Raw genomic sequence first — 25,007 nt, 5'->3', positions numbered from 1 at the left:
TAAGAAGAAAGGATGTGCAAAACACATGAATAATAAGTTAGAAGTAATCGGCATTGATCATGGATGGTCAATGATGAAAACAATCTCTCAGGTATTTGTCACAGGCGTTAAGGAGATTACAACTACTCCGGCACTTTTCGGTGATGTACTTGAGTATGAAGGAAAGTTTTACAAGGTCGGAACTGTAAGGCAGGAAGTAAAGGATACAAAGGTCGAAGATGACAGCTTTTATCTTCTCACTCTTGCAGCAGTTGCTAAGGAACTTAAAAGAAGAGGTCTTGCAGAGGCAAATGTATTCCTTGCAGTAGGACTTCCACTTACAAGGTTTGGAGCAGAGAAGAATGATTTTATCAAGTACCTGACAAAGAATAAGCGTGTAAGCTTCAAATATGAGAATGAGTCATATCATATTGAAATTGATGATGTGGCAGTATTTCCTCAGTGCTATGCAGCAGTAGTGGACAAGATTCCTGCTATGGCAAAGAAAACACTGATAGTAGATATTGGAAGCTGGACAATCGACATTATGCCGGTAATCAACAAGTCACCGGATGAATCAAAGTGTGTGACGATTCCAAAAGGTCTTATTACTTGTATGCGTTCTATCAATGAGCAGTGTGTAAGACAGCTTAACGGAGAGGTAGACGAGTCAGAGATACAGAACATCATGCGATATGGCAGGTCAGATATTGATGATGAATACTTTGCCATAATCAAGGCAGAGATAGAGGATTTTGTTGATAAGGTATATAACTCAATCCGTGAGTTTGGGTATAACTTAAAGACTACACCGATTGTATTTGCCGGTGGCGGGGCAGTTGTGATGAAAAACTTTGGGAGCCACGATGCCAAGAACATTTCCTATAACCTTGATGTAAAGGCAAATGCAAGAGGATATGAGCAGCTTGCCACAATGGGACTTAAAAGCACTAAGCGATTATCATAAGGAGGCAGATGATGGGAAGAAGACTTGAATATGAAGTAAAAACTTCTGTCCGCCTCAACATGAACAATCCTCAGCATGTGAAAATCAATGATGTGATTCAGAACCTTGATCCGAAGATTTTCAAATCTAAGAATCAGTTCATCATAGATGCGATTCAGTTTTACATTGATAATTATGGAAAAGAAACCTTTGCTATCAAGAAGAAGGAAAAAGAGAGGGCTGAATATATCCGGTCAGAAGATATTGATGACATTAAGGAAGAGGTCATTGAAGCAGCAACCAATGAGGCTAGAAAAGAGGTAATAAAGCTGTTAGGCGGAGTGATATCCGGGATGAATGTTGGTCAGCCGGTAATAATGCAGGCAGCCAATAGTGAAGCACAAGAACCTACAGAAGATGTTATGGAAGATGCAGATGTTGCAGGACTTGCAATGGGATGGATGTCGAAAGGAGACTGATTATTATGAGAAGAGTTATGGGAGTTGTAGGAACAGTGATTTTAAAGATACTCAGGTGGATATTAAGGATAATTCTTGGAGCGTTGAAGCTGGTCTTAGGACTTGCCAGAATAATTCTTCTTCTATTCGCTATGGTGGCAAGGATATTTCTTTCATTCGTAAGAATGGGCACATTCTGAGAGGAGGTGAGCGTATGCAGGTAAAGGGTTTATTCTTAAATTACAAGAAAAACAGAAGACTTATGCAGTATTTCTTTAGAATAAGAGAGCTGGTATAATGAAAGGAGTTTAAGATGCACAGAATACGGGACAGTCCTATGTGTCCCGTGCATTACAGATAAATAGTTCACCGCAAGGGTGGATGGCACGGAACACAAAGCCCGTCCCTCTTGCGGAGAAGGGATGGGCGATTACTATGAAGAAGATAAGTATTATCTTATTATCCGCAGTACTGGTCTTTTCAATGGCTGCCTGTAATGGTGGTAAGGAAAAGGCTGATAATCAGACAGAGAAACAGACGGAAAGCGTAAAGCCAACTGAAGAAGCAGAAATGGCAACGGAAGCTGTCACAGAGGTCACAACCGAAGCTGGAAGCGAAGAGACAGAGAAAGATATTGCCGAGGTTAAAGATTCAGAAGAGAAGAATGATAAGGAAGATAACCGGTCCGCTGATAATGAAACTGCTTCAAGGCAGGAAGAAAAGCCAAAGCAGAATGACGAGCCGGAACAGAAAGCTTCAGTAAATGATAATGAGGAAGCTGGCGGAAATCAGAGTAATGCAGGTAATGGTGGTCAGACTACAGACAGTCCGAAAGACAATGTGAGCAATCCACAGCCTGCATCCGTGGCATACAGTCCACAGAATGTTGTGTCACTTGCAACAGCAAAGTGTCAGGCAGGAGGGATGATTACCACACAGCAGAATTTACAGAATCATTTGAATGACGGCAGTATCACGCAGGAAGAGTACAATGAGTATTATCCTTACGATGGTATGGAAGGCTCTTATTATAGTGTGTTTGTAGAGACAGACCTCAACAAAGCAAGTACCATTGATGGACAGCGGTTATCATCTGAGGATGCAATCGCAGGATATATTGCAAGTATGTTACTTTTGGAAACAGATCCGGTATTCTACATCAGTTATGATGGAGTTTACACGACAGGCGGTACAAACTATTACGAGTTTCGATGTCACAGATAAATAAAAACGAATAGAAGCAGAAGGAAGAAAGATGTAAGCTATAAACTTATGTCTTTCTTTTTTTATGCGTAAATTAAGGAGGAAAGAGCACATGAAACAGAAACTAAAGCGTTTTATGGCAGGATTTATGGCTATGCTCACACTGGTTGGAACACTCTTTACGAATGGAACAACAGCATTTGCAGCCAGTCCGCAGGCAAATATTGCGTTTTGGAATGCGTCAGTCAAAAATTCCGGAGAAGTAAGTGAGCTGAAGCCCGGATATAATCATGGCAAGATTCTGTATTCAATTCTTGACGGAAATTCTGCATATTGTATGAATTTCGGATTAAGAGCAGATGGCGGTCAGCTTATGAACAGCTACGATGATGCGAGCACATCAATGTCAGCACAGCAGAGAAAGCTTTTAAGTTACTGCCTTTATTATGGGTTTAACAGTACACAAAAGGCGGCACCAAGCAACAGTCAGTGCGATGAGTATATCGCAACTCAGGCAATGGTATGGGTTATTGTAGCAGATATCTTTGGAACCGGAAGCGGTGATTCAGCAGCAAGAAAGCTCTGTAACACAGCACCAAGTCCTGATTCTTCATACAGCTATTATGAGAGACTTAGGGACAATATCAGCAGCTCCTACAATGCAACACTTCCAAGTTTTGCATCACGCAGAACCAGTGAGGCACCAACTTATGAGCTGAAGTGGAATGAGGGAAGTCAGAGATTTGAAGCAACATTATCTGACAGCAATGGTGTCTTATCAGACTTTGATTTTGGCATCAGCGGATATTCTGTTGATAAGAATGGCAACAGTATTACAATCTCTTCAACGAGTGTGAATACCACAGCTACAACAGGAACATTCACATCCAATGCTGGCAAGGTTGAGACAACATCAAGCTGTGTATTCTGGCTTACAGGAAAGAGCGGATATCAGGAGTTTATTTCTGAAAGACCGACAGCAGATCCTGTCAAAGCCTATATCAAGGTCAAGACAGAGAACATCGGATATGGTGAGCTTACAAAGACAGATGAGTCAAGCGGAGTGAAGCTTTCCGGTGCAGTCTATGGAATTTATTCTGACAGCGGATGCACAAACAGAGTACAGACCATGACAACAGATGGAAACGGATATGCAAAGTCAGCTGCACTTGTCGCAGGCACTTATTATGTAAAAGAGATTACAGCACCAAAGGGCTATGTTCTTTCCGGTAAGGTTCATACTCTTACTGTAAGAGCGGGACAGACAACCGGAATCTCTGCAACAGATAAGGAGCAGCTTGGAGCAATCACAATCTACAAGGAAGGTGAAGTGCTCAGCTCATGGAATGGAAGTAACTTTATTTATGAGAAAAAGAAGCTTCCGGGAGCAACATTTAAGGTGACAGCAGGAGCAGATATCTACAAGGCAGATGGTACAAAGGTGTATAGTGCTGGCGATGTTGTAGCAGAAAGCCTTACAACAGGAGCTGACGGACAGGTGGTATTATCTGACCTTCATCTTGGAACCTATGTGGTTACTGAGATTAAGAGCATTGATGGTTATACAATCAATACCACACCTCAGACAGTAGCAGTTGAGTATAAGGACCAAACTGTGACAGTACAGTATGAATCAACTACGATTGAGAATACAAGACAGAAAGCCGATGTATCTGTCGTAAAGAAGGACTCTGACACAGAGAATCCTCTTGATGGTGGCAAGTACACACTTTATGCCGGAAATGACATCAAAAACTATGCCGGACAGGTTATTGTGACAAAGGGTACAGCTCTTGAGACAGTAACTACAGGTGAGGACGGAAAGGCAAGCTACAGCGTGGATCTGCCAATCTCTAACGGATATTATGTCTCAGAGACACAGGCACCATATGCGTATATCAGAAACAGTAAAGATGTTTACAGCTTCAATTTCAATGTATTACCTGAAACACAGGCAAAGGCATCATTCAGTCACACATTTGTAAATGACAGAACCACAGCAAAGATTCATATCTACAAGGTAGATAAGGAATCAGGCAAGGCAGTAGCCCAGGGAGATGCAAGCCTTGAAGGTGCAGTTTATGGTCTTTATGCGAGAAACGATATCGTGCATCCGGACGGAGCAACAGGTGTTGTATTTAAAGCAGGGGACTTAGTTGCAACTCTTACAACAGATAAGAATGGCGAGGCAGAGGTAAATAACTTTTATCTTGGCAACTATTATGTGAAAGAAATCGCACCATCAGAAGGCTATCTTCTTGATGAAGAGGAGCACGATGTAGTTTGCGACTATGAGGGAGACCTTGTAGCAGAGGTATCAAGAAGCACAACCTCAGCAGAGCAGGTCATCAAGCAGCCATTCCAGCTTATCAAGGTATCGGACAATGGCGATGATACTGAAGCAGGCTTATTGGCAGGTGCAGAGTTCACAGCTTATTTGAAATCATCTTTACCTGTAAAGGCAGATGGAAGTTATGACTTTGACAAGGCAACTCCGGTAGTAATCGGGGAAAACGGAGCAACAACAATCACATCCGATGACAAGGGACATGCAGTTTCTATTGCAATTCCTTATGGAACCTATGTGGTAGTAGAGTCAAAGACTCCGCATAACATGAAGACAATCAAGCCATTTGAGGTAAAAATCAGCGAGAATCATCCTGACAAGCCTCAGACATGGAGAGTATTCCTTGACAGGGAGTTTACTGCAAAGCTTCGTGTAATCAAGAAGGATTCCGATACAAAGCAGACAGTGCTCGTGCCAAATGCAGAGTTTAAGATCTTCAATACTGATAAGAACGAATATGTGAAGCAGTACACAACTTATCCGTCAAAGGTAGAGCATACTTCATTCTTTACTGACGATGATGGAGATTTAATCTTACCGGAGGCACTTAAAATCGGTAACTACCGCATTGAGGAAGTGTCTGCACCATTTGGATATGTTGTAAATGATAAGTATGTCAACATCTCTGTTGATACTGACACAGCATTTGAAACAGATGGTGATACAAATGAGGCAATCATTACTGTGGAATATTCTGATGCCCCTGCAGTCGGAGAGCTGACTGTAGAAAAGAAGGGAGAGGTACTTGACGGATTCAAGGGAGGACTTCTTGCAAGCTCATATGAGAAAGAGTTTGTTTATAAGGAAGGCTCACTTGCCGGAGCAAAATTTGAGGTGTACGCTGCGGAGGATATTTACACAGCAGACAACCAGAAGGACGCAGATGGCAACCGCATTAAGTATTACAGCAAGGGAGACCTTGTGGCAACTCTTACAACAGGAAAAGATGGAAAGGCAGTAGCAAAGAATTTTCCTCTTGGACAGTACAAAGTTGTAGAAGTAGAAGCTCCATACGGATATGTATTAAATCCGAATGAGCAGAAAGTGACATTCACATATGTGGATGATAAGACACCTGTTATCAAGGAAAGCCTTACTTTCTCAGATGACAGACAGAAGCTTGATATGTCAGTGACTAAGCTTGATGCAGAAGATAACACACCGATTGCAGGTGCAGTATTTGGTCTTTATGCAGACGAGGATATCAAGAATGTTGATGGCAGGGTAATTATCGAGAAAGGCACACTTCTTGAGAAGGCAACATCTGATGAGAATGGAAAGATTGCTTTTGTTAAGGATTATCCATTTGCAAAATATGTTGCAAGGGAGCTTGTAAAGCCTGCCGGATATGTGACAAATGAGGAAGCTGTAAACTTTGATACAAAATATCAGGGACAGGATGTCAAGACTGCTGTATATAACAGCGAATATATAAACACTCCTACAACCTTTGAGTTTACAAAGACAGATATCACAAGCGGTGCAGAGCTTACAGGTGCAACACTTACTGTACTTGATAAGGATGGAAATGTGGTAGACACATGGACATCTGATGCAAAGGAAGCTCATGTAATCAAGAAGCTTGTAGTTGGCGAGACTTACACACTTCGTGAGGAGTTTGCTCCATACGGATACCTGAAAGCAACCGATATTCAGTTTACAGTAGAGGATACAGGCGATGTGCAGCATGTCGAGATGAAGGACGAGGTTCCGACAGGTTCTATCGTAATCAACAAGGATGGTGAGTTTGTAACAGATACCACTCTTATGAAGGGACACTGGTATGATTTCATTTTCAATTACTTCAAGGATAGTCTCGCAGGAGTAACCTTTGATGTATATGCAAAAGAGGATATTGTGAGTGCAGACGGACTTGGAACTGTATACCACAAAGCTGGTGACAAGGTAGCAACCATTGTTACGAACGATAAGGGCATTGCAAGAATTGATGACCTTCCACTTGGCAAGTATTATCTTGTAGAGACAAAGACATTAGATGGATTTGTGCTGGATGATACACCGATTGATGCAGACCTTTCTTATATCGACCAGAATACAAAGGTTGTATTTGCGGGAATGGATGTAACCAATGAGAGACAGAAGGTGCAGATTACTGTCACAAAGACTGATTCAGAGACGAAGAATGCTCTTGAAGGTGCAGTATTCGGCTTATTTGCGAAAGAGGATATCGTAAATAAAGATGGAAAAGTCATTGTCAAAGCAGATACACAGATTGAGAGAGGTGTTACTGGAAAGGATGGCAAAGTAACATTTACCTCTGACCTTCCGCTTGGACAGTATTATGTCAAGGAGATTGAGGCACCAAAGGGCTATGTGAAGTCAGATAAGACATTTGATGTGGATGCTTCATATCAGGGAGATAAGGTAAAGGTTATCGAGTTTGAGGCAGCATTTGAAAATGCACCGATCAAGGTAGAAATTTCAAAGACTGATATCACAGGCAAGAAAGAATTGCCTGGAGCAAAGCTTTCAGTTATTGATGCTGATGGAAAGCTTGTTGAGAGCTGGACATCAGAGGCAGGAAAGACTCATATGATTGAGAGACTTCCTGTCGGAAAGTACACACTCAGAGAGGAATCTGCACCATATGGATATAAGGTGGCAAGTGATGTAACCTTTGAAGTAAAGGAGACAGCAGAAATCCAGAAGGTATCCATGAAGGATGAGCAGGCAGTCGGTAAGATTGTCATTGAGAAAACTGACAAAGTAACCGGAAAGCCGATCGAGGGTGTTGTATTTGAAGTAAGGGATAAGGACGGAAAGGTGCTTGATACACTCACTACTGACAAGAATGGTCATGCAGAGAGCAAGGAGCTTCCTATCTGTACTTACAATGAGGATGGTTCATTTAAGGAAGATATCCATTATACAGTAGTTGAGACAAAAGCAGCTGACGGATATATCCTTGATGAAACAGCTCACGATGTAACTCTTCGATATGATGACAATGCACCGGATGTTGTTGTAGCAACTCTTAAGCTTGCCAATGTACCGACAGAGCCTAAGCTTCCACAGACAGGCGACAATGCAAATCCGCTTCTTTATCTTGGAATCGGTGCACTTGCACTTATTACAGGTGTTGGAGTAGGACTTCGTGGAAGAAAGAAAAAGAATAAACAGTAACAATTAACCTTGCGGGGAATGTAAGCCAGTGACTTATGTTCCCCGCTTTTTTAGATTAAGGAGGAACCGTAATATGATGAATTACGAGATTTTTAAGGAAGTAGTAAAAGAAAAGTTTATGGATTATATGCCTGAGAAGTTCAAAGGAATGGAGCTTGTGGCAGAACCCGTGGAAAAGGTGAATGTGACTCTTGATGGTATCATCTTAAGAGAGGAAGGCAGGAATATTTCGCCTACGATTTATATAAATGACATGTATAAGAAGTATCAGGACTGTGGTGATCTTGAGGAAACACTTATGGCTGCATGTGACTTCATGGAAAGGGCATATGAGCAGACTCCGGTTGTTGATGTGGACAGCATTATGAAGGAGGCTAACGAGAAGATTGTATTCCAGCTCATCAATACAGAGCAGAATAAAACATTTTTGGAACAGGTGCCGCACAGAGAGTTCCAGGATCTTTCTATTGTGTATAAGGTAATAATCAGTGCAGATAAGGATGCGGTGCAGAGTTCAAAAATTACAAATGAATTTGCAAAAAGACTTGGAATGAGCGAGGAACAGCTCTTTAAGTGTGCAGCGGAAAACACAAGAAGACTCTTCCCACCTGTCGTTCGTAGCATGAATGACATTATGAAAGAAATGTTCGCAAGGGATGGGATGCCACAGGAGATCGCAGAGATGATGATAGCTGAGATTCCACCGGAGCAGACGATGTGGGTGATTTCCAATGAAAAGGGTATCAATGGTGCAGCATCCATGCTTTATGAGAATGAGCTTCATGAGCTGGCAGAGAGTTTAGAGAGTGACCTTTATATTCTCCCTTCGAGCGTGCATGAGGTTATTGCAGTATCTTCAGATATGGGAAGCCCTGAGATGCTTGCACAGATGGTAGTCGAGGTAAATATGCAGGAGGTGTCTTTGGACGAGAGACTTTCCAATCAGGTATATCACTATGATAAGGATTTAAGAAAACTCACACTTGCAACTGATACACCAAACAAGAGACTTGATGGTATCGTTGCAGAACCTCCCCTTGTATATGATGCGAAGGAAAAGTCCAGATAGGAGGCAGTTATGGAGCAGGAACTTACAATGGAAGAACTCATTGCTCTCATAAACAGCCAGAAAGGTGACTTTGTTATCCGTGTCGAGTTTGGAGAGGAGGCGGTGTCTGATGCCAAAGAAGAATGACTTCAAGCTTGATGTGGTTTCGGTAAGACTTGTAAAGGATGCTCCGATTTATTCGGAGCACACATTTAATAATCCAGCGGATATAGCTGCTGTCATGGGAGACTGTATGTGCGAGTTTGACAGGGAAGTAGTGTGTGTGGTCAATCTAAGGTCAGATTTAAAACCTATCAATGTGCATTTTGCAAGTGTTGGCTCTTTAAATGAGGCAATGGCACATCCGAGAGAACTGTTTAAATCAAGTATCTTAAGCAATGCTGCAAGCATGATGTTAATCCATTGTCATCCATCCGGAAACGTATTCCCAAGCAAGGCAGACACGATGATGACGGACCGCATGAACAAGCTGTGTGAGCTGATGGGAATACCTCTCATTGACCATATCATAGTCGGTGGAGACAATCGTGAATTTTTCAGTTTCAGGGAAAAAGGCATGATTGATAATCCTAAGATTACACTTAGCACTGATTATCGGACACTTGATATCAAGTCACCACTTGTAGCAGAGCAGGGAAAGGCAAGGTGAGAGCATGGATGGAAGATTTACGGATGAAGAGCTTGCCATAGCAAAGAGTGTTGACCTGTGTGCAGTCGCAGAAAGTCTTGGTTATACAGTAAAGAGGATTGGAAAATATCACACTTTAAAGGAGATGGATTCCATCCGTATCTATAACAGGAGTCATTGGTACAGGTGGTCAAGACAGTTTGACAAAGGTAATAATGGCGGCTCACAGATAGATTTCTTACGGGTGTTCTGCGGAATGAGTGTAAAAGAGGCTGTTTTCTGGCTTCTGGACTTTGCAGGATACAGAAGAATCGAGAATCCTGTAAAGCAGCCACTTGTTCATCAGGTATCGCAGAAGCAGACAGAGGAGAGAAAGCCATTTGTCCTACCGGAACCGGCAGGAGACAATTCCTATCTTATTTCCTATCTGAACCAGGAGAGAGGAATCAGCAGAGCAGTCATAGATCTGTTTTTAAAAGAAGGACTGATTTATGAGAGCAGGCATTACCACAATGTTGTTTTCAAAGGAAATGATAAAAATGGAGTGACAAGATTTGCAAGTATGCGGGGAGTGTTTGATAAGCAGGGCAAGCCATTCAAGTGTGATGTCACAGGAAATGATAAGAACTATGGATTTAATGTGGTAAATGAAAACAGTACAGAGCTTGTGGTATTTGAGGCTGCAATCGACCTTATGAGTTATGTGGATATCTTCACGGATTATGAATCAAATAAGCTGGCACTTGGGATGCTTGCAGATGCACCACTTGAGACTTTTCTTCGGGAACATCCGCAGATTACTTCCATCCGGTTCTGCCTTGATAGAGATGAGCCGGGGAGAAAAGCAGCAGCTGAACTTATGAGAAAGTATTATGAGCTTGGATATGAGGTAGAAGACTGTCCGCCTCCAGCCGGATATAAGGATTACAACGAGTGGCTTGTGGCGGCAAAGCTTAATCTGAATCAAATGAATCAGAGAGCAGATGAACCGGTCAGGGCATGAGAACTTGGATTTTAATGTGTGGGGGCAGAAAGTGCCCCCAAAACAGCAAAGTGGGGGCAGAAAGCGCCCCCAAAATGTCAAAGTGGGGGCAAAAAGCGCCCCCGCAATTCGGACACGACAAAATCCGGATGAAAGTCAGTATAAAAGTGGGGGCAGAAAGTGCCCCCAAAATAACAAAGTGGGGGCAGAAAGCGCCCCCAAAGTAGCAAAGTGGGGGCAAAAAGCGCCCCCACTTCCATAAACAGAGGGTTTTAGGGAGATTTTCTCCCTAACTAGATGGCATTAGGACAGAGATGTCTCTAATGCGTATCTAGCAGTCGCCGGGGACTAACCGGAGACTGGAGCTTTGGTGAATATTTACTAAACACGGATAAGGAGGTGCAAGGAAGCAATGGATGCAGAAGTTACGCTATTTTCAAAACCAGAAGAACTGATTGCCTGGGCAGACACATTTGATATCTTACTTAACCCTTCGATAGAAGATGCTGCAATATTGCTTAACTATATGGAAGGTCATGATTATGCTATTGGCATAGATTCTGATGGGAAGATGTACAGACAGGATGTAGCTGAGGAGAATGGTGAAATTGAACCATACCCGATAGATGATGTTATAGATACTGTTTGTGAATGGAACTATGAACTGATACTTGATGCTGATGTACACAGGAATGATCCAAAGGATTTTAAAGATTACAGTGAGTTTCAGGATAAGTATGACAGTTTGAAGGCAGATGAACGGAGGCTGGACAGGTTGTTTGAAAAGACCTGTTATGCAAAGGAGATTGATGAAATGGCAGCTGCATTGGTGGAATCATTCATTAGTCATCTAAGTAGCAGGGATGATTTGGAAAAAGCTGCGGTGACAGTTGCAGAAGGAATTAAGGATTATAGTACGGGTAAGAGAGGAAGGTGAGTCTATGGCAGATAAAGTTCATTGTATTAGGAAAACACTAAGACTAATGCCAGAGGAAGCCAAGATGCTTGCAAAAAAGGCATGTGATAATGGAATGAATGAGGCTGAGTATATCCGTCTTCTTATCAGTCAGAAACCAAATGATTATCCGGAAATAAGGAAGATTCTGAAGGAACTCATTAATGAAGTCAACAGAATTGGAATAAATATCAACCAGATAGTATTTAACAATAATGCCGGACTGTATTCCAAGGAAGATAAGACACAGCTGATTGCTTATATGCGAAAACTGAATCAGAAGGTAGATGAGGCGGTGGTAAAGATTGGCAATCAGTAAGATCCTTAATATGAAGGATTGTGGTGGGCATTTTCACGGAAAACATCTGAAGAGATCTCTTGATTATGTGATGAATCCGGAGAAAACACAGGATGGAAGGCTCGTCGGTGCAATCAACTGTCAGGTCGATTCTGCTTTTGAACAAATGAAAGCGACCAAACGGAAGTTTGGAAAAGTTGATAAAAGGCAGGGATATCATATCATTCTTTCGTTTAAGGAAGATGAAGTGAATCCTGAAACGGCATTTGAGATAACCCGCAGATTTGTGGAAGAGTATCTTGGAAAATCATATGAGGCAGTATATGTGGTGCATGATAATACAGCACATGTTCATTCACACATTGTATTTAACAGTGTGAGTTTTGTGGATGGGAAAAAGTACCGCTATGAAAAGGGAGACTGGGCAAAGTATATTCAGCCAATCACGAATAAGCTGTGTCAGGAATATGGTCTTTCAATCATTGATGTCGATGATGGCAGTAAGGAAAAAGAGCATGAAAGCTATAAGGACTGGAGCGAATATCGTGAAGGCAGTTTTGTGTGGGCAGATATGATTAAGAGAGACCTGGATTCCTGCATCCTGCAGGCAGGAAATTATGAGCAGTTTCTGGAGCTGTTATCTGACAAAGGATACGAGGTCAAGCAGGGAAAGTATCTGGCGGTAAAGCCACAAGGAATGACGAGATTTCGCAGATGTAAGACATTAGGGGACATGTATTCTGATGAGGCAATCCGAGAAAGAATAGAAAAAGAGGATATTTCATTTTACAGGGAACAGCAGAAAGAGGTACAACCGGTTCTGTGTAAGTGTAAGGTGAGAAGATACAGAAGGGCAAAGATGTCGGGGCTTCAAAAGAGATACTATGCAAAGCTATACCGTATAGGAAAGCTGAAAAAGAAGCCATACAGTCAGGTATGGAAGTATAAGGAAGATATCCGTAAGATGCATAAACTGCAGGAGGAGTATTTGTTCCTTGTCAATCATGACATTCATTCGGCAGAGGAGCTTGTCAGTGTAATCAGCTCATTGACAGATAAAAGAAAAGAAGTCTCAGCAGAGAAAAGCCGCATTTATAAGGCTAGGGAGAGAAGTCGAGAACTTTTTGATACAGCAGATGATATGAAAGAGTTAGAACCTGCTGAAAAGTCTTTCCTTCAGGGAGATGTATTTTTTACGGATGAACATCTGCAATGGGAAACTTTGAAACAGAAGCTTTTATCACAGGGATATAGCCTAGAAGAGGTGGAAGCACTGCGTAAACATTATAAAGAGGAGTATTCCAAAGCATGTGCAAAAGAAAGAGCAGTATTCAAAGAGTTGAATATTGGTAAATCTATATGGAAGAGTCTTATTCCAGACAGCGTATCAGATGGAAAAGATGCACAGTACAACAAAGAGACAATACGAGACAGGAAAGAGCAGCCAGAACGTTAGGCTGTTTTTTTAGTAGTTAGGAGGCATATATGGAAGAAAACAGAGAACCGCTTAGTGCGATAGCAATCGAGAAAAAATTGCAGCTTCTCCGAAATAAGCATTTTAGTGAAGATACGATTGCTCTTGTAAAAAGTGATTATGAATATGGACTGACAGAGGAGGAGATCAGCCTTTATCTCAATAAGTCATACGACATTGAACAGATGAAGATTTTATCGGAGTGTCTGCATAAGGATGTTCCAAAAGATGTGATTGATATTATCAAGAATACCAAGTATTCGGTTCATCAGATGCAGGTGTCTCTCGAATTTTATGAAAAGGGTGTACCTGTTCAGACAATTAAGGAGGTCATGGACAAAGGGGAAAAACCTATTACCATGCGCCGATTATATGAGGAAGTTCTGGAACAGCTGAATAACGTCAAGGAACAGATTCCAGAAGAGTCTGAGTATGTGAAAGCACTCATTTCTCAGATGGATGAAGTGGTTGAAAAGATCAATCACCAGAATGAAAGGTATGATGCCCTGAATAAGAAGCTTTCTGAAATAGAGACTTCCAAAGATGATGAGGAAGTCAGGGAGCGTCTGGTCAAGGAGAACCAGGATAAGGATGCTCTTATCAACAGTCAGCAGAATGAACTGAATAAGGCAAGCAGTACGATTGCAAGACTCAGGGATGATATTGAGAAAAAGGATAAGGAGATGAAGCGTATGGGAGACAGAATAGAGTCATTGGAAGATAAGATCATAAGTGTTGCCACAGAGAATAAGAAAGAGGCAGAAAGTAAGGCAGAGCCGCAGGAAAGCCAGTCCGTATCACAGGCAGATAAAAAGATGGTTGATACAGTTGCAGTTCCTCAGAATATGCAGGCTGTGGCAAATGGAATTCCGGTCTATTATCAGATTCCGGTAGTTGATGGTACTGGAAATGTGGTGCAGAGACTTCCGATTGAGCGAAGTGTGAGAAAGAGCAGCAACAGCGGAGTGGCGAGCCTTTTTGCAAGACTGTCATTTAAGAAAAAATCAAGAGCTGACATTGTAAAGCTGGTTGCATCGGGAGACCTTGTTCCGGCGCAGCTTGTGCAGATTAAGAGTGCAATAGAAAAGGGACTTACTGAGTCACAGCTTGTAGAGCTTATAAACAACAACATTTCAGCGGAAAAGATGAAGGAGATCATTGAGATTGCTGTGCTTGAAAACAGCATGGCAGATTAGGAGGAACCTATGAATTTAGCAGTAGTAAATGAAGCAGTAACAGAGATGAATGGTGTGGAGCATCAGTTTACGGAGGAAGAGAAAAACTTTGTAGTCCAGTTCGCATTCAGAAGCGGCAGCAAGGAAGATACGATTTCTCTAATTGAAGCTTTGGCACATTCAGCGGATAAGGCTGAGTCGGACGAGATTATGGTCACATACAGGTCTAAATATGATATGAAGCCTGCATGGGTGGAACAGGTGGAAAACCTGCTTGTGGCACTTGAAATGTACCGTATCGAGGAGGAGAAAGCAATCAATCATCTAGCAGATATTTTGACTGCTTATGGTATTGATGTATCTGCCGAGGAAATCCGTACTACAGAGACAGAAACACTTAAAACAACAGTCAGAGAGAAAGTGGAGGTGCGATAATGGCAGAAGAGATTCAGGAAGCGGTGCAGATCATCCGTGTAGCTTATGATGGCATTGAGATTGCCATGAAGGTAGGAAGCGGCGGCATTGCTGCCATGCAGAAGGCAATAGATTTCTTAAAAAGGATGCTTGATTATGAGAAGTCTCTTGGTAAGACATCTATGAGAAAGCTGCTCTTAAAGGGTGGCGATTTACAGGTATTGCAGTTTAATACCGAAGATATGAAAAAGGTCGAAAAGATGGCAAAGAAGTATGGAATCCTTTATTCCGTACTTCCGGACTGTAACAGGAAAGACGGACTGAGTGAGGTAATCTTTCATACAGAGGCAGTTCCACGTGTGAATATGATGATACAGAAGCTCAAGTTTGGAAAGATTGCCACATTTGACGATTATCTGAAGAATGGGGATGAAAAATCACTTGGCAAGCTGATGGATTTTTTGAAGAAACAGCAGGGAAACGAGAAAAGCCACACGATAGAAGGGGATAGGGTTAATTCCGCCATTGACGGATTGATCGAAAAGGTCGGAATGTTTGCAATGGAAAAGAAAGCTATCAGTGTGGATCAGGTCAAGGAGAATTTCAGTATCAATGGTGAGCAGGCTGAAAGTGTTATCAGGCAGCTTGAGACAATCGGTGTGCTTGGCAGTAAGAATGAGGATGGCACCCATACAGTCATGATGGACAAGGATGCATTTATCAATCGTGTCAGAGGCTATCAGGACCTTGCTGAGAGAATGAGGGCAGTTGCAGCATCAAAGAATGCGAACCTGTCAGATGTGACTATCAGCAAGAAGCTGATTATCGAAGAAAATGACCATGCTGTTAAGACCAGAGTTCCCGGCACATGGGGAGAAGAGGCAAGATATGTATGGCTCCGTAAGGAAAACATCATGGAGATTCATGGTGGAAAGACAATGCTTACCTTCCTTGATTCAACCAAGGATTATAAGCTCTACGATGAGCAGAATCGTGTGGTGACAACCCAGAAAGGAACCGAGCTTTATACTCACTATGACAAGGTGGAGTCATCTGTCAGGGAGCGTTACGAGAAAGTGCAGAAGCAGCAGAAAAAGTCCACACAGAAGAAAACTGTTACCACAAAGAAAGCGAGGTAGCAGCTTATGCAGACAACAAAGAAAAAGCCTTCACTGATATTCATTCTTGTGGGTGCAGTGTTAGCCGGGTATCTTGGTTATCTGATAAATGGTGCGTGGATGGAAGGGATTGCCTTTAATGAATTTATGGACAGATTCAATGAAGTATGTGCTGTTCCCTTTGCCAACTATTACAATTCCAATACAGTAAAAGCAGTAGCCATTGCATTAGGTATCTATGCGATGGCTATTGTCATGTATTACACCAGTCAGAGAAACTATATGCCGGGTAAGGAATTTGGTACGGCAAGATTTGAAAATCCGAAGCAGGTCAACAAGATCCTTGCAGATAAGGATGAGAATTTCAACCGGATACTCAGCCAGAATGTGAAGATGTCGCTGGATTTCAGAAGGCTCAAGCTCAATGGAAATATCCTTATCTGTGGTGGTTCTGGAGCAGGAAAAACATTTTATGAAGTAAAGCCGAATCTTATGCAGATGCCGCATAACTGTTCCTTTATCTGTACCGATCCAAAGGGAGAAATCCTTAGAAGCTGCGGGCAGATGTTAAAAAATAACGGATATAACCTGAAAGTCATTAATCTGTTAGAGATGGATAAATCAGACTGTTACAATCCATTTTCCTATATCAGAGAGGAAACAGATGTGGTCAAGCTGATTACAAACCTTATCAGCAATACGACACCAAAGGGAGCGACACCAAGTGATCCGTTCTGGGAAAAGGCGGAAGGATTGTTCTTACAGGCTATCTTTTATTATGTGTGGCTGGAGGTACAGCCGGCAAAGAGAAACTTTGAGACAGTACTTAAACTTCTTGGAGAGGCAGAGGTTACAGAGCAGGGGAAGGCATCAAAGCTGGATGTGCGTATGAAGTTTTTAGAGGAAAGTTCCCCACTCGGAGCCAATCATCCGGCAGTAAAGCAGTACAACAAATGTATGAGAGGTGCAGGAGATACCGTCCGTTCCATTATCATCAGTGCCAACTCAAGACTTGCATTTCTTGAAAATAAGCAGGTTTTACGATTACTCTCCAAAGATGAGCTTAATCTGTCCGATATCGGTATTGGTGTAAACGGAGATGGGGAGACAAAGACAGCACTCTTTTGTGTAATCCCGGATAGTGACAAATCCTATAACTTTATTATCGGTATGTTATACACGCAGGTATTTCAGGAATTGTACTATCAGGCAGACTTTAATTGTGGTGGAAGGCTGCCAATCCATGTGACATTTATGTTAGATGAATTTGCGAATGTCGCATTGCCAGATGACTTCTGTTCACTGTTATCGACAATGCGAAGCCGTGAGATTTCAAGTATTATCATTATTCAGAACTTTGCCCAGTTAAAAGCACTTTTTAAAGATACCTGGGAGACAATTCCCGGCAACTGCGATACGTTCATCTATCTCGGTGGAAACGAGCAGAGTACGCATAAGTATGTGTCAGAGCTGCTTGGAAAAGGTACGATTGATAAGAAGTCAAGTGGAGAGACAAAGGGCAGACAGGGAAGCTCTTCAAGAAACTATGATGTATTAGGCAGAGAATTGTTTACACCCGATGAAGTCAGAAAGCTGGATAATAAGAAATGTATTATCTTTATCCGTGGTTTTGATCCTATCATGGACAATAAGTTCATACCGTTCAATCATCCGATGTTTAACCAGACAGCAGATGGCAAGGGAGAGCCTTATGTTCATCAGATAAGGGGAGCAGATAATCTTATCGGTCCGCCATTTGAGATTCTTTCAGACAAGGCAGTTAAGTATTATGAAAAGCTGAGGGATAAGGGCGAGAATGTGTATATAGACTCTCTTACCTATGAGCAGTTTATGATGCTTGGTGATGCTGAATTAAGCAGAAGATTCTCCATGCAGGATGAAGCAGAGCAGAAGGCAAAGATTGACAGGGAGCAGGCAAATGAGCTTGAGTATGTCGATGAATCACAGAAGTCTGATGCTGCAGAAAGTGATAACGCTTCTAATGGAAGTGCTGGAGCTAAGCCTGTAAGGAATCCTGAGAGGGAAAAGCCTAAGTGGGAAGATACCATCACAAACAGAATGCTGCACTGGTCATATACACCGGAGCAGAAAGAAGAGGTAAAGAAAGCATTGGCTGCAGGAGTTCCGAAAGCAACAATTCTTACTTACTTCTATCCGGAGGTTACTGTGGAGAAGATGAGTTCTTACAGAAAGAAGCAGTAAATGTTATCGCATAGGCACAGGAAATGTGATATACTGTGCCTATGTAAAAAAGAATGTGTTTTACAAATCGCAATTTATATATAAAGGAGAATATTGATGAAACTGTTTTTATGTTCGCACTTTTCAAGTGTAGGAAGTCTGATAAAGGAAGAAATTGAAAATAAAAAAGTCGCATTTATTCCAACAGCTTCGCTGCGTGAAGGCTACACCGGTTATGTCGGCTCGGCTCGAAAATTATTCAAAAAGTTGGGAGCAATCGTAACTGAAATTGATATTTCAACGGAGGCTTATTCAACGATACAGTCTGTTTTTGAAGATGCGGATGTGATATATTTTACCGGCGGAAATTCTTTTTTCCTTATAGACCAGCTCCGTAAAACGGGAACGGATGAGCTGTTGAAGAAAGAATTGGCAAAGGGAAAACTGATGATTGGTGAATCGGCAGGTGCGATTATATGCGCTCCAAGCATCCAATATATCGAGCAAATGGATGAAAAGCCGGAGGACTACTCACAAGAAGATGATGCAGGGCTTGATTTGATTGATTTCTATGTTCTTCCGCATTATCTTACAGCACCATTTAAGAAAGTTACCGAGAAAATAATGACTGAGTTTTCGGATTTGAATCTATGCCCAATTAACAACCGTCAGGGAATTGTAATTGATGGTGAAGGTTCAAAGGTTATTTGCAAAGACTAATTTGAAAATTCAAGTTTGTTTGTGAGAGAATAGAAAATCGGATTTTTTTAGGAGGATATAAAGGTGATTGGAAGAATTTATCATGTAGGACTAACGGTTTCTGATTTGGATCGCTCTATTGCGTTCTATAGAGATATTCTTGGACTTGAGTTTCAAGGCGAAATCTTTATGAAGGGCAAAGAAACAGATAAAATGTTCCGTAAGGAAAATTGTAAAGCAAGGGTTGCTTATTTGAATGGTTCTAAGGCTATTGAAGCACCGCCAGTCGAATTGATTCAGTTTGTAGACAGCGAAATCCATAAAGTAAAATCGGATTTGTTTACGACATCTATCTCAGAAGTGTGCTTTTACACGGATGACATTGATTCTGTCTACAAAACACTTGTCGAAAATCATGTAGAATGTCTGTCTGAACCTCAGTATTTTGATTTCAGGGCAGATGGATTTGGGGAAAGTCGAGCTTTTTATTTTAGAGACCCGGATGGCATTATTCTTGAAATGATGCAGCCGCTTTGATGAAAAATCATAAGTACAGGAAAGTGGAAACTTCAAGTTTGTCTGACTCACAACAATTTAATATCAAACTAATACAAGCACTTTAGCCAATATGGTTAAGGTGCTTTTTTTGCACCTTGAAAGGAGGTGGTTACAGCTAAACATATCGGGAAAAGCCCGATTTAATCATTACAACAGGCATTGCCTGATCATATAGAGTAACTTTTAACAGCCAGTTAGGGATTATCCCTGCTGGCTTATTTTTTTATCAAAAAGGAGATACACAACATGAGAAAAGAACAGATTATTACAACTAACAACAATCAGATGGAGGAGAAAGGCATGAAGAGTAGATTCATTCACTTTAAGAAGAGATTCGTTCCGGCATTATCCGGAGCACTTATGGGGGTAATGCTTATGAGCACTACTTGTTTTGCAGCAGGTACAGGTACTTCCGCAGTAACACAGCCGCTTGAGAACTTAAAGACACTTATCATTGCAGTCATTGGTGCGGTTGGTGTCATCATTCTTGCAAAGAATGTCATGGAGTTCGCACAAGCATATCAGCAGCAGGATTCATCTACCATGAACTCCGCTCTGAAAGGAATTGTGGCAGGTGTCATGATGGCTGGTATTTCAACAGTACTGACATTCTTAGGCTTCTAAGATGGGGGAAAAAGTTCCCCTTTTAGTAAAAGGAAAGAGGTGAATAACAAGTATGGATATTTTTAAGCTTGGAGACAAGATCCTTGCACTTCTTGAGGCGGTGTTTGGGTTTTGGAACAATCAGATATCCCTGGTCTTTGCAATGCTTGGACAGTCACCGGTCAGTTTCAAGGGCGGAGGTCCCTGGGCAGTTATTGAGGGTATTGAGCCGGTCTTTGTAGCGGTCGGATCTTCCCTCGTTGTGCTGTTCTTTGTTATCGGTTTCTGCTCGGAAAGCATAGATGTAAAAGATGAGATGAGGTTTGAATCAATCCTGCGTATGCTTATCCGACTGGGACTTGCAGAATGGTTTGTTGCAAATAATGTCACGATTATGAAAGCATTTTTTACTTCCATAGGAAATCTGGTGGGACTTATATCTGCCGGGACAACGACGCAGCTTGCTATTGACAGTACACAGGCAGACATCATTAAGGGACTCGGATTTGGTGAAAGTCTGGTAATGCTGATACTTACAGCCTTGCTTGCAATCATCATTATTATCTGTGGATTTTTCATCATCTACACAGTGTATTTCAGGTTCTTAAAGATCCTGATTATTGTGCCGCTCGGTGCGATTGCCTGTTCCACGATGGCAGGAAACAGAATGGTCAGTCATACAATGGCTACCTACTGCAAATATTTCCTGTCGTGTGTATTTGAGGCAGTAACGATGGCACTTGCGATTGTGGTATGTAATGCATTTATCAACGCAGGACTTCCGGCATTTACAGGAAGTTATGCTGACTGGGCACAGACGCTTATATATCTGTGTGAAATGACATTTACGATAGCAATGACTGTTGGAAGCGTGAAGGGTGCACAGACACTTACAAGCAAGGCATTTGGACTGTAGAAGGGAGGAAAGACAATGGTAATCGAAGTAAACAAGGATATTGACCGCTATCAGGAATCGGTTGCGATGGGACTTACCGCAAGGCAGCTTATATTTTCCATTGCAAGCGTAGTAGTCGGTGGCGGTATCGTCCTTCTTCTTTACAAGTATATTGGTCTTACGGGTTCTGCTTATGTGGCAATTCCCTGTGTGGCGCCGATTGCTCTTGGCGGTTTCTATTCCTTTAATGGGATGAATTTCTACGAGTATATGGGAAAGAAACTGCATTTTATGTTTGGCAACAGGGCGCTTACCTATGTATCAACAGAAGGAGAGCCTGCAATAAAGCAGTTAGAAGCAGAACAGAATGAACAGGTAAAGAAGAAAGGCAGAAAGGCTGAACCGGAGACTGTAACAGCTGATTCGGCTGTAAAGAAGCAGGAGGAGTTTGAAGCGATGAAGAAAAAGACGAGAAACATGCTGCTTGGACTTGTCGCAGTCATTGTGGCGGCAGCAGCTGGTATTGCAGCATATAAGGCAATGCATTAGAAATAAATAGTATCTGACCGCAAGGTCGGGAACACAGCCCGCAGGGTGAAGTTCCCGGCGGGCTTTCATTATAAGAAAGCGAGGTTAGAGACATGGGTTTATTTACAGACGGATTTAAGTTATTAAAGAAGGCGAGTGAGCCTTTGTATAAGACACCTAAATCCATTCAGGAAACCATAGAGATTATGGCGGTGGCTGAAAACGGCATTTTTGAAGTAAGCAAAAATAAGTATTCCAAATGCTACCGCTTTCAGGACATCAATTACACGACAGCAACGGAGGATGAGCAGATTGGTATTTTCGAGAGATACTGCAAGTTCTTAAATTCGCTGGACTGTAATTATAAGATTACGATCAACAATAAGAACAAAAACATGGATGAACTCCGTGACAAGGTTCTGATTGCTGAGAAAAATGATGGTTTCAATAATTACAGAAGAATTTACAATGACATCATTGAAGAGAAGATTATTGAGGGCAGACAGGGGATTGAGCAGGAGAGATACCTGACGATCACGATTGAGAGAAAGAACTTTGAGGAGGCGAAGGCACAGTTTGCAACCCTTGAGGCAACGATACACAAGGCTTTCATTGAGCTTGGTGCGGAGATTGTGCCTCTTAATGGAAATGAGAGGCTGAAAGTGCTTTATGACTATTATCATCTTGGAGATGAGGGCAGTTTTGATTTTGATATCAAAAAGGCAAAGAAGGTCGGGGCAGATTTTAGAAATGACCTGTGCAATGGGATGGTGAAATATTTCCCGGACCATTTTGAGGATGAGAGTAAATTCTGCAAGGCACTTTTCATCAAAAAGTATCCGAGCAGTTTGTCAGACAGATTCATCAATGAGATTACTTCCCTTCCGGTTCATTCCATCACGAGCATTGATGTGGTGCCCGTACCAAAGGATCTGACCACAAAGGTGCTTCAGAAGAAATACCTTGGTATTGAGTCGGATATCATTAAGCAGCAGAGAGTCCGTAATAAGAATAACGATTTTTCTACGGAAATCTCATATGCCAAGAGAACGGAGAAAAAGGAGATTGAGGAAATCATGGATGATGTCCGTGAGAATGACCAGTGCCTTTTCTTCGTGGGAGTAACCATTATTCTTATGGCAGAAAGCAAGAAGGAGCTTGAGAGTGTATGTGAGACAGTAGAGACTATCGGAAAACGTAACAGCTGCACAATTGATACACACTACTTAAAGCAGAGGGAGGCACTCAACACAGCACTTCCGATTGGTGTAAGACAGGTGGAGACAATGCGTACACTTCTTACCCAGTCACTTGCGGTGCTTATGCCATTTAATGTGCAGGAATTAAATGACAGCACAGGAAACTATTATGGCATCAACCAGATCAGCAAGAATGTGAATATCGGCAACAGAAAGAAGCTCATTAACGGAAATGGCTTTGTATTTGGTGTGCCGGGTTCCGGTAAATCCTTCTTCTGCAAGATGGAGATGGGCAGCGTATTCTTGTCGGGAGATGATGAGATAATCGTCATAGATCCAATGAACGAATACTTTGATATTGCCGAGACTTATGGCGGAACTGTTGTAAATATGTCTACCTACACGGATAACTATGTGAATCCGCTGGAGATGGATGTATGGAGCCTTGATCCGAATGATTCCAAGGGAATGGTTAGAGAGAAGGGCGAGTTCATGCTTGGTCTTTGTGAGCAGTGTATCGGAGACAGCTTAAATTCAAGACAGAAGTCAATCATTGACCGCTGTGTGAGAAAGCTGTATATCGACATTGCAAGGAGCAAAGAGAAGTATATCCCTGTAATGAGTGACTTTTACGATATCCTTATGGCACAGCCTGAGGACGAGGCAAAGGACATTGCATTGTCATTGGAGCTTTTTGTAAATGGTTCACTTAACATCTTCAACCACCAGACAAATGTGGATGTGGATAACAGATTCACAGTATATGGCATCAGGGACTTAGGTACAGAGCTTAGTCCTATCACAATGCTTGTCATGATGGAGTCCATTCAGAACAGGATTGTTGAGAATGGTAAGAGAGGCAAGGCAACATGGCTCTATATTGATGAATTCCACGTCTTACTTAATTCTGAGTATTCTGCAAAATATTTGCAGCAGCTCTGGAAGAAAGTAAGAAAGCAGGGAGGTCTTTGTACCGGTATCACGCAGAATGTCGTCGATCTGTTGCAAAATTACACAGCAACCACAATGCTTGCAAACTCAGAGTTTGTGGCACTTTTAAAGCAGGCGAATACAGACAGTTCCAAGATGGCTGAGGTTATCGGCGTATCAGAGGCACAGCTTAGATTTGTAACCAATACTGCATCGGGAATGGGACTTATCAAGTGTGGTTCTGTGGTGATTCCGTTTGATAATCAGATTAGCAAGGATACAGATTTGTATAAGTTATATAATACCAACATTCACGAAAAAATCGAGATGATGAAAAAGCAGGCTGAAAATTAAGCCGGCTCGTTGTCATCTGAATTATTATTGTCTTCTAAAAGAGAGGTATCAACTTCAGTGAGCAGCTCTTTTGGAAGGCATTTCTTTGTAATATTTATATTTTTTGATTTGTATGTAAGCTGTGTATATAGTGGTGCACCAATTGGTTTTTTAAAGATTGCAAATATCTTTCCTGGCGGTTTTGGAACTATGGAACGGATATCTTCACTTAATACGCTGTTAGGTATATAGCAGTCTTTGCTCTGAATCAGACCAAGACATGCAGTAGTAGTTCCGGTTACTTTCTCAGTGTATAGCTCAAGGTGTGGTCCGGTATAGTTACCTATCATACGTGCAGATGTATCCATACTCATGATAATACCAAGTACTTTGAGTTTTAATTCTGTTGTATGGTTGTTTTTGAAGGAAAAATCATTTTCACTTAATCTATTATTCAGGGCAGCACGATAGAAGCCATTTGCATTCATTCCTGTTCTTGGAGTGACTCCTGTAAAGTGGAGAAAGTTATGCGAATGAAATCTTACAGCAGTATGGTTTGACTTATTGTTTTCGTCACGATAGACAAAAACAACCTGATTACCTTCTAAATACTGTTGGTATTGTTTTGCACACTTGGTGATGATGGCAATAGCCTGTTTCTTAGTCATGAGCATTAAGGTCCTTATATCTAAATGGTATTTTGGCAAATTTAAAAGGAAGGTTCTTCTGCCGTAGCAGATGACACCTTCCTTTAATGACTGATTTTTCTGTTGTCCGCCAACTGATCGGCACCCGAAGTCCGATAAGAAAACTGGTTTTTCCGTTGCCAGCCAACTGTCCGGCACCCGAAGTCCGGAAAGAATTTCGGAT

22 protein-coding genes are annotated in these 25,007 nt (G+C 41.8%); 21 read left to right on the top strand and 1 reads right to left on the bottom strand.

Going from position 1 to position 25,007, the window contains the following annotated elements; all coding sequences use genetic code 11:
* Positions 1-25: 25 nt before the first annotated feature.
* From DWY07_RS11220 to DWY07_RS11115, 21 genes are all read left to right on the top strand, one after another.
* Positions 26-946, top strand: coding sequence for a ParM/StbA family protein (locus DWY07_RS11220; RefSeq protein WP_117823250.1), 921 nt, complete (start codon positions 26-28; stop codon positions 944-946).
* A gap of 8 nt (positions 947-954) precedes the next feature.
* Entirely contained in the window at positions 955-1,404 is a 450-nt protein-coding gene (locus tag DWY07_RS11215) for an ATP-binding protein (RefSeq protein ID WP_117823175.1), read from the top strand.
* Positions 1,405-1,409: 5 nt separating this feature from the next.
* Complete coding sequence (locus DWY07_RS11210; protein ID WP_181983921.1) at positions 1,410-1,583, top strand: hypothetical protein; 174 nt, start codon at positions 1,410-1,412, stop codon at positions 1,581-1,583.
* 235 nt (positions 1,584-1,818) lie between these two features.
* Positions 1,819-2,607 (top strand): hypothetical protein, encoded by a 789-nt coding sequence (locus DWY07_RS11205; protein WP_242991786.1) that lies wholly within the window; start codon positions 1,819-1,821, stop codon positions 2,605-2,607.
* A gap of 91 nt (positions 2,608-2,698) precedes the next feature.
* Positions 2,699-8,077 (top strand): SpaA isopeptide-forming pilin-related protein, encoded by a 5,379-nt coding sequence (locus DWY07_RS11200; RefSeq protein ID WP_181983920.1) that lies wholly within the window; start codon positions 2,699-2,701, stop codon positions 8,075-8,077.
* Between the two features lie 73 nt (positions 8,078-8,150).
* Positions 8,151-9,146 carry a DUF5688 family protein gene (locus DWY07_RS11195; protein ID WP_117482431.1) on the top strand — a complete coding sequence of 332 codons (996 nt, stop codon included), beginning with the start codon at positions 8,151-8,153 and terminating at the stop codon, positions 9,144-9,146.
* A 109-nt stretch (positions 9,147-9,255) separates the two neighbouring features.
* The gene (locus tag DWY07_RS11190) at positions 9,256-9,795 is read left to right on the top strand and encodes a JAB domain-containing protein (RefSeq protein WP_117823169.1); all 540 of its coding nucleotides are present in this window, start codon (positions 9,256-9,258) and stop codon (positions 9,793-9,795) included.
* A 4-nt stretch (positions 9,796-9,799) separates the two neighbouring features.
* Positions 9,800-10,777 carry a DUF3991 and TOPRIM domain-containing protein gene (locus DWY07_RS11185; protein ID WP_055273078.1) on the top strand — a complete coding sequence of 326 codons (978 nt, stop codon included), beginning with the start codon at positions 9,800-9,802 and terminating at the stop codon, positions 10,775-10,777.
* Between the two features lie 391 nt (positions 10,778-11,168).
* On the top strand, positions 11,169-11,693 hold the full coding sequence (locus DWY07_RS11175) for a hypothetical protein (protein ID WP_004611529.1): 525 nt from the start codon (positions 11,169-11,171) through the stop codon (positions 11,691-11,693).
* A gap of 4 nt (positions 11,694-11,697) precedes the next feature.
* Positions 11,698-12,030, top strand: a complete 333-nt coding sequence (gene mobC / locus DWY07_RS11170) for a plasmid mobilization relaxosome protein MobC (RefSeq protein ID WP_055273077.1) — start codon at positions 11,698-11,700, stop codon at positions 12,028-12,030.
* Entirely contained in the window at positions 12,017-13,465 is a 1,449-nt protein-coding gene (locus tag DWY07_RS11165) for a relaxase/mobilization nuclease domain-containing protein (protein WP_242996304.1), read from the top strand. The genes mobC and DWY07_RS11165 overlap by 14 nt, the downstream gene beginning before the upstream one ends.
* A 29-nt stretch (positions 13,466-13,494) precedes the next feature.
* Positions 13,495-14,679 carry a hypothetical protein gene (locus DWY07_RS11160; RefSeq protein WP_117823167.1) on the top strand — a complete coding sequence of 395 codons (1,185 nt, stop codon included), beginning with the start codon at positions 13,495-13,497 and terminating at the stop codon, positions 14,677-14,679.
* A 9-nt stretch (positions 14,680-14,688) separates the two neighbouring features.
* Positions 14,689-15,093, top strand: coding sequence for a hypothetical protein (locus DWY07_RS11155; protein WP_006858865.1), 405 nt, complete (start codon positions 14,689-14,691; stop codon positions 15,091-15,093).
* A complete protein-coding gene (locus DWY07_RS11150; RefSeq protein WP_117823165.1) occupies positions 15,093-16,211 on the top strand; it encodes a PcfB family protein in 1,119 nt (372 codons plus the stop codon). The genes DWY07_RS11155 and DWY07_RS11150 overlap by 1 nt, the downstream gene beginning before the upstream one ends.
* 6 nt (positions 16,212-16,217) lie before the next feature.
* Complete coding sequence (locus DWY07_RS11145; protein WP_117823163.1) at positions 16,218-18,413, top strand: VirD4-like conjugal transfer protein, CD1115 family; 2,196 nt, start codon at positions 16,218-16,220, stop codon at positions 18,411-18,413.
* 96 nt (positions 18,414-18,509) lie between these two features.
* Positions 18,510-19,112 carry a Type 1 glutamine amidotransferase-like domain-containing protein gene (locus DWY07_RS11140; protein WP_015563755.1) on the top strand — a complete coding sequence of 201 codons (603 nt, stop codon included), beginning with the start codon at positions 18,510-18,512 and terminating at the stop codon, positions 19,110-19,112.
* A gap of 63 nt (positions 19,113-19,175) precedes the next feature.
* Positions 19,176-19,628, top strand: coding sequence for a VOC family protein (locus DWY07_RS11135; protein WP_117823161.1), 453 nt, complete (start codon positions 19,176-19,178; stop codon positions 19,626-19,628).
* A 267-nt stretch (positions 19,629-19,895) separates the two neighbouring features.
* Positions 19,896-20,273, top strand: coding sequence for a hypothetical protein (locus tag DWY07_RS11130; RefSeq protein ID WP_005340540.1), 378 nt, complete (start codon positions 19,896-19,898; stop codon positions 20,271-20,273).
* 52 nt (positions 20,274-20,325) lie between these two features.
* Positions 20,326-21,168 carry a hypothetical protein gene (locus tag DWY07_RS11125; protein WP_008120647.1) on the top strand — a complete coding sequence of 281 codons (843 nt, stop codon included), beginning with the start codon at positions 20,326-20,328 and terminating at the stop codon, positions 21,166-21,168.
* Positions 21,169-21,183: 15 nt separating this feature from the next.
* Complete coding sequence (locus DWY07_RS11120) at positions 21,184-21,696, top strand: PrgI family protein (protein ID WP_006858872.1); 513 nt, start codon at positions 21,184-21,186, stop codon at positions 21,694-21,696.
* Between the two features lie 92 nt (positions 21,697-21,788).
* A complete protein-coding gene (locus DWY07_RS11115; RefSeq protein ID WP_117823159.1) occupies positions 21,789-24,158 on the top strand; it encodes a VirB4-like conjugal transfer ATPase, CD1110 family in 2,370 nt (789 codons plus the stop codon).
* Here DWY07_RS11115 and DWY07_RS11110 read toward each other — a convergent pair.
* Positions 24,155-24,805 carry a PBECR4 domain-containing protein gene (locus tag DWY07_RS11110; RefSeq protein WP_147340253.1) on the bottom strand — a complete coding sequence of 217 codons (651 nt, stop codon included), beginning with the start codon at positions 24,803-24,805 and terminating at the stop codon, positions 24,155-24,157. The genes DWY07_RS11115 and DWY07_RS11110 overlap by 4 nt on opposite strands.
* Positions 24,806-25,007 lie beyond the last annotated feature (202 nt).

This window comes from Clostridium sp. AF23-6LB (genome assembly GCF_003461085.1).
GTDB lineage: Bacteria > Bacillota > Clostridia > Lachnospirales > Lachnospiraceae > Coprococcus > Coprococcus ammoniilyticus.
The sequence above is the reverse complement of the archived record's forward strand: the minus strand, read 5'-3'. Positions and strand labels throughout refer to the sequence as shown.

Excerpts from the sequence above, each read along its gene's own strand:
- DWY07_RS11220 (WP_117823250.1), top strand. The coding sequence starts at position 26 with ATGAATAATAAGTTAGAAGTAATCGGCATTGATCATGGATGGTCAATG.
- DWY07_RS11215 (WP_117823175.1), top strand. The coding sequence starts at position 955 with ATGATGGGAAGAAGACTTGAATATGAAGTAAAAACTTCTGTCCGCCTC.
- DWY07_RS11210 (WP_181983921.1), top strand. The coding sequence starts at position 1,410 with ATGAGAAGAGTTATGGGAGTTGTAGGAACAGTGATTTTAAAGATACTC.
- DWY07_RS11205 (WP_242991786.1), top strand. The coding sequence starts at position 1,819 with ATGAAGAAGATAAGTATTATCTTATTATCCGCAGTACTGGTCTTTTCA.
- DWY07_RS11200 (WP_181983920.1), top strand. The coding sequence starts at position 2,699 with ATGAAACAGAAACTAAAGCGTTTTATGGCAGGATTTATGGCTATGCTC.
- DWY07_RS11195 (WP_117482431.1), top strand. The coding sequence starts at position 8,151 with ATGATGAATTACGAGATTTTTAAGGAAGTAGTAAAAGAAAAGTTTATG.
- DWY07_RS11190 (WP_117823169.1), top strand. The coding sequence starts at position 9,256 with ATGCCAAAGAAGAATGACTTCAAGCTTGATGTGGTTTCGGTAAGACTT.
- DWY07_RS11185 (WP_055273078.1), top strand. The coding sequence starts at position 9,800 with ATGGATGGAAGATTTACGGATGAAGAGCTTGCCATAGCAAAGAGTGTT.
- DWY07_RS11175 (WP_004611529.1), top strand. The coding sequence starts at position 11,169 with ATGGATGCAGAAGTTACGCTATTTTCAAAACCAGAAGAACTGATTGCC.
- mobC (WP_055273077.1), top strand. The coding sequence starts at position 11,698 with ATGGCAGATAAAGTTCATTGTATTAGGAAAACACTAAGACTAATGCCA.
- DWY07_RS11160 (WP_117823167.1), top strand. The coding sequence starts at position 13,495 with ATGGAAGAAAACAGAGAACCGCTTAGTGCGATAGCAATCGAGAAAAAA.
- DWY07_RS11155 (WP_006858865.1), top strand. The coding sequence starts at position 14,689 with ATGAATTTAGCAGTAGTAAATGAAGCAGTAACAGAGATGAATGGTGTG.
- DWY07_RS11150 (WP_117823165.1), top strand. The coding sequence starts at position 15,093 with ATGGCAGAAGAGATTCAGGAAGCGGTGCAGATCATCCGTGTAGCTTAT.
- DWY07_RS11145 (WP_117823163.1), top strand. The coding sequence starts at position 16,218 with ATGCAGACAACAAAGAAAAAGCCTTCACTGATATTCATTCTTGTGGGT.
- DWY07_RS11140 (WP_015563755.1), top strand. The coding sequence starts at position 18,510 with ATGAAACTGTTTTTATGTTCGCACTTTTCAAGTGTAGGAAGTCTGATA.
- DWY07_RS11130 (WP_005340540.1), top strand. The coding sequence starts at position 19,896 with ATGAGAAAAGAACAGATTATTACAACTAACAACAATCAGATGGAGGAG.
- DWY07_RS11125 (WP_008120647.1), top strand. The coding sequence starts at position 20,326 with ATGGATATTTTTAAGCTTGGAGACAAGATCCTTGCACTTCTTGAGGCG.
- DWY07_RS11120 (WP_006858872.1), top strand. The coding sequence starts at position 21,184 with ATGGTAATCGAAGTAAACAAGGATATTGACCGCTATCAGGAATCGGTT.
- DWY07_RS11115 (WP_117823159.1), top strand. The coding sequence starts at position 21,789 with ATGGGTTTATTTACAGACGGATTTAAGTTATTAAAGAAGGCGAGTGAG.
- DWY07_RS11110 (WP_147340253.1), bottom strand. The coding sequence starts at position 24,805 with ATGACTAAGAAACAGGCTATTGCCATCATCACCAAGTGTGCAAAACAA.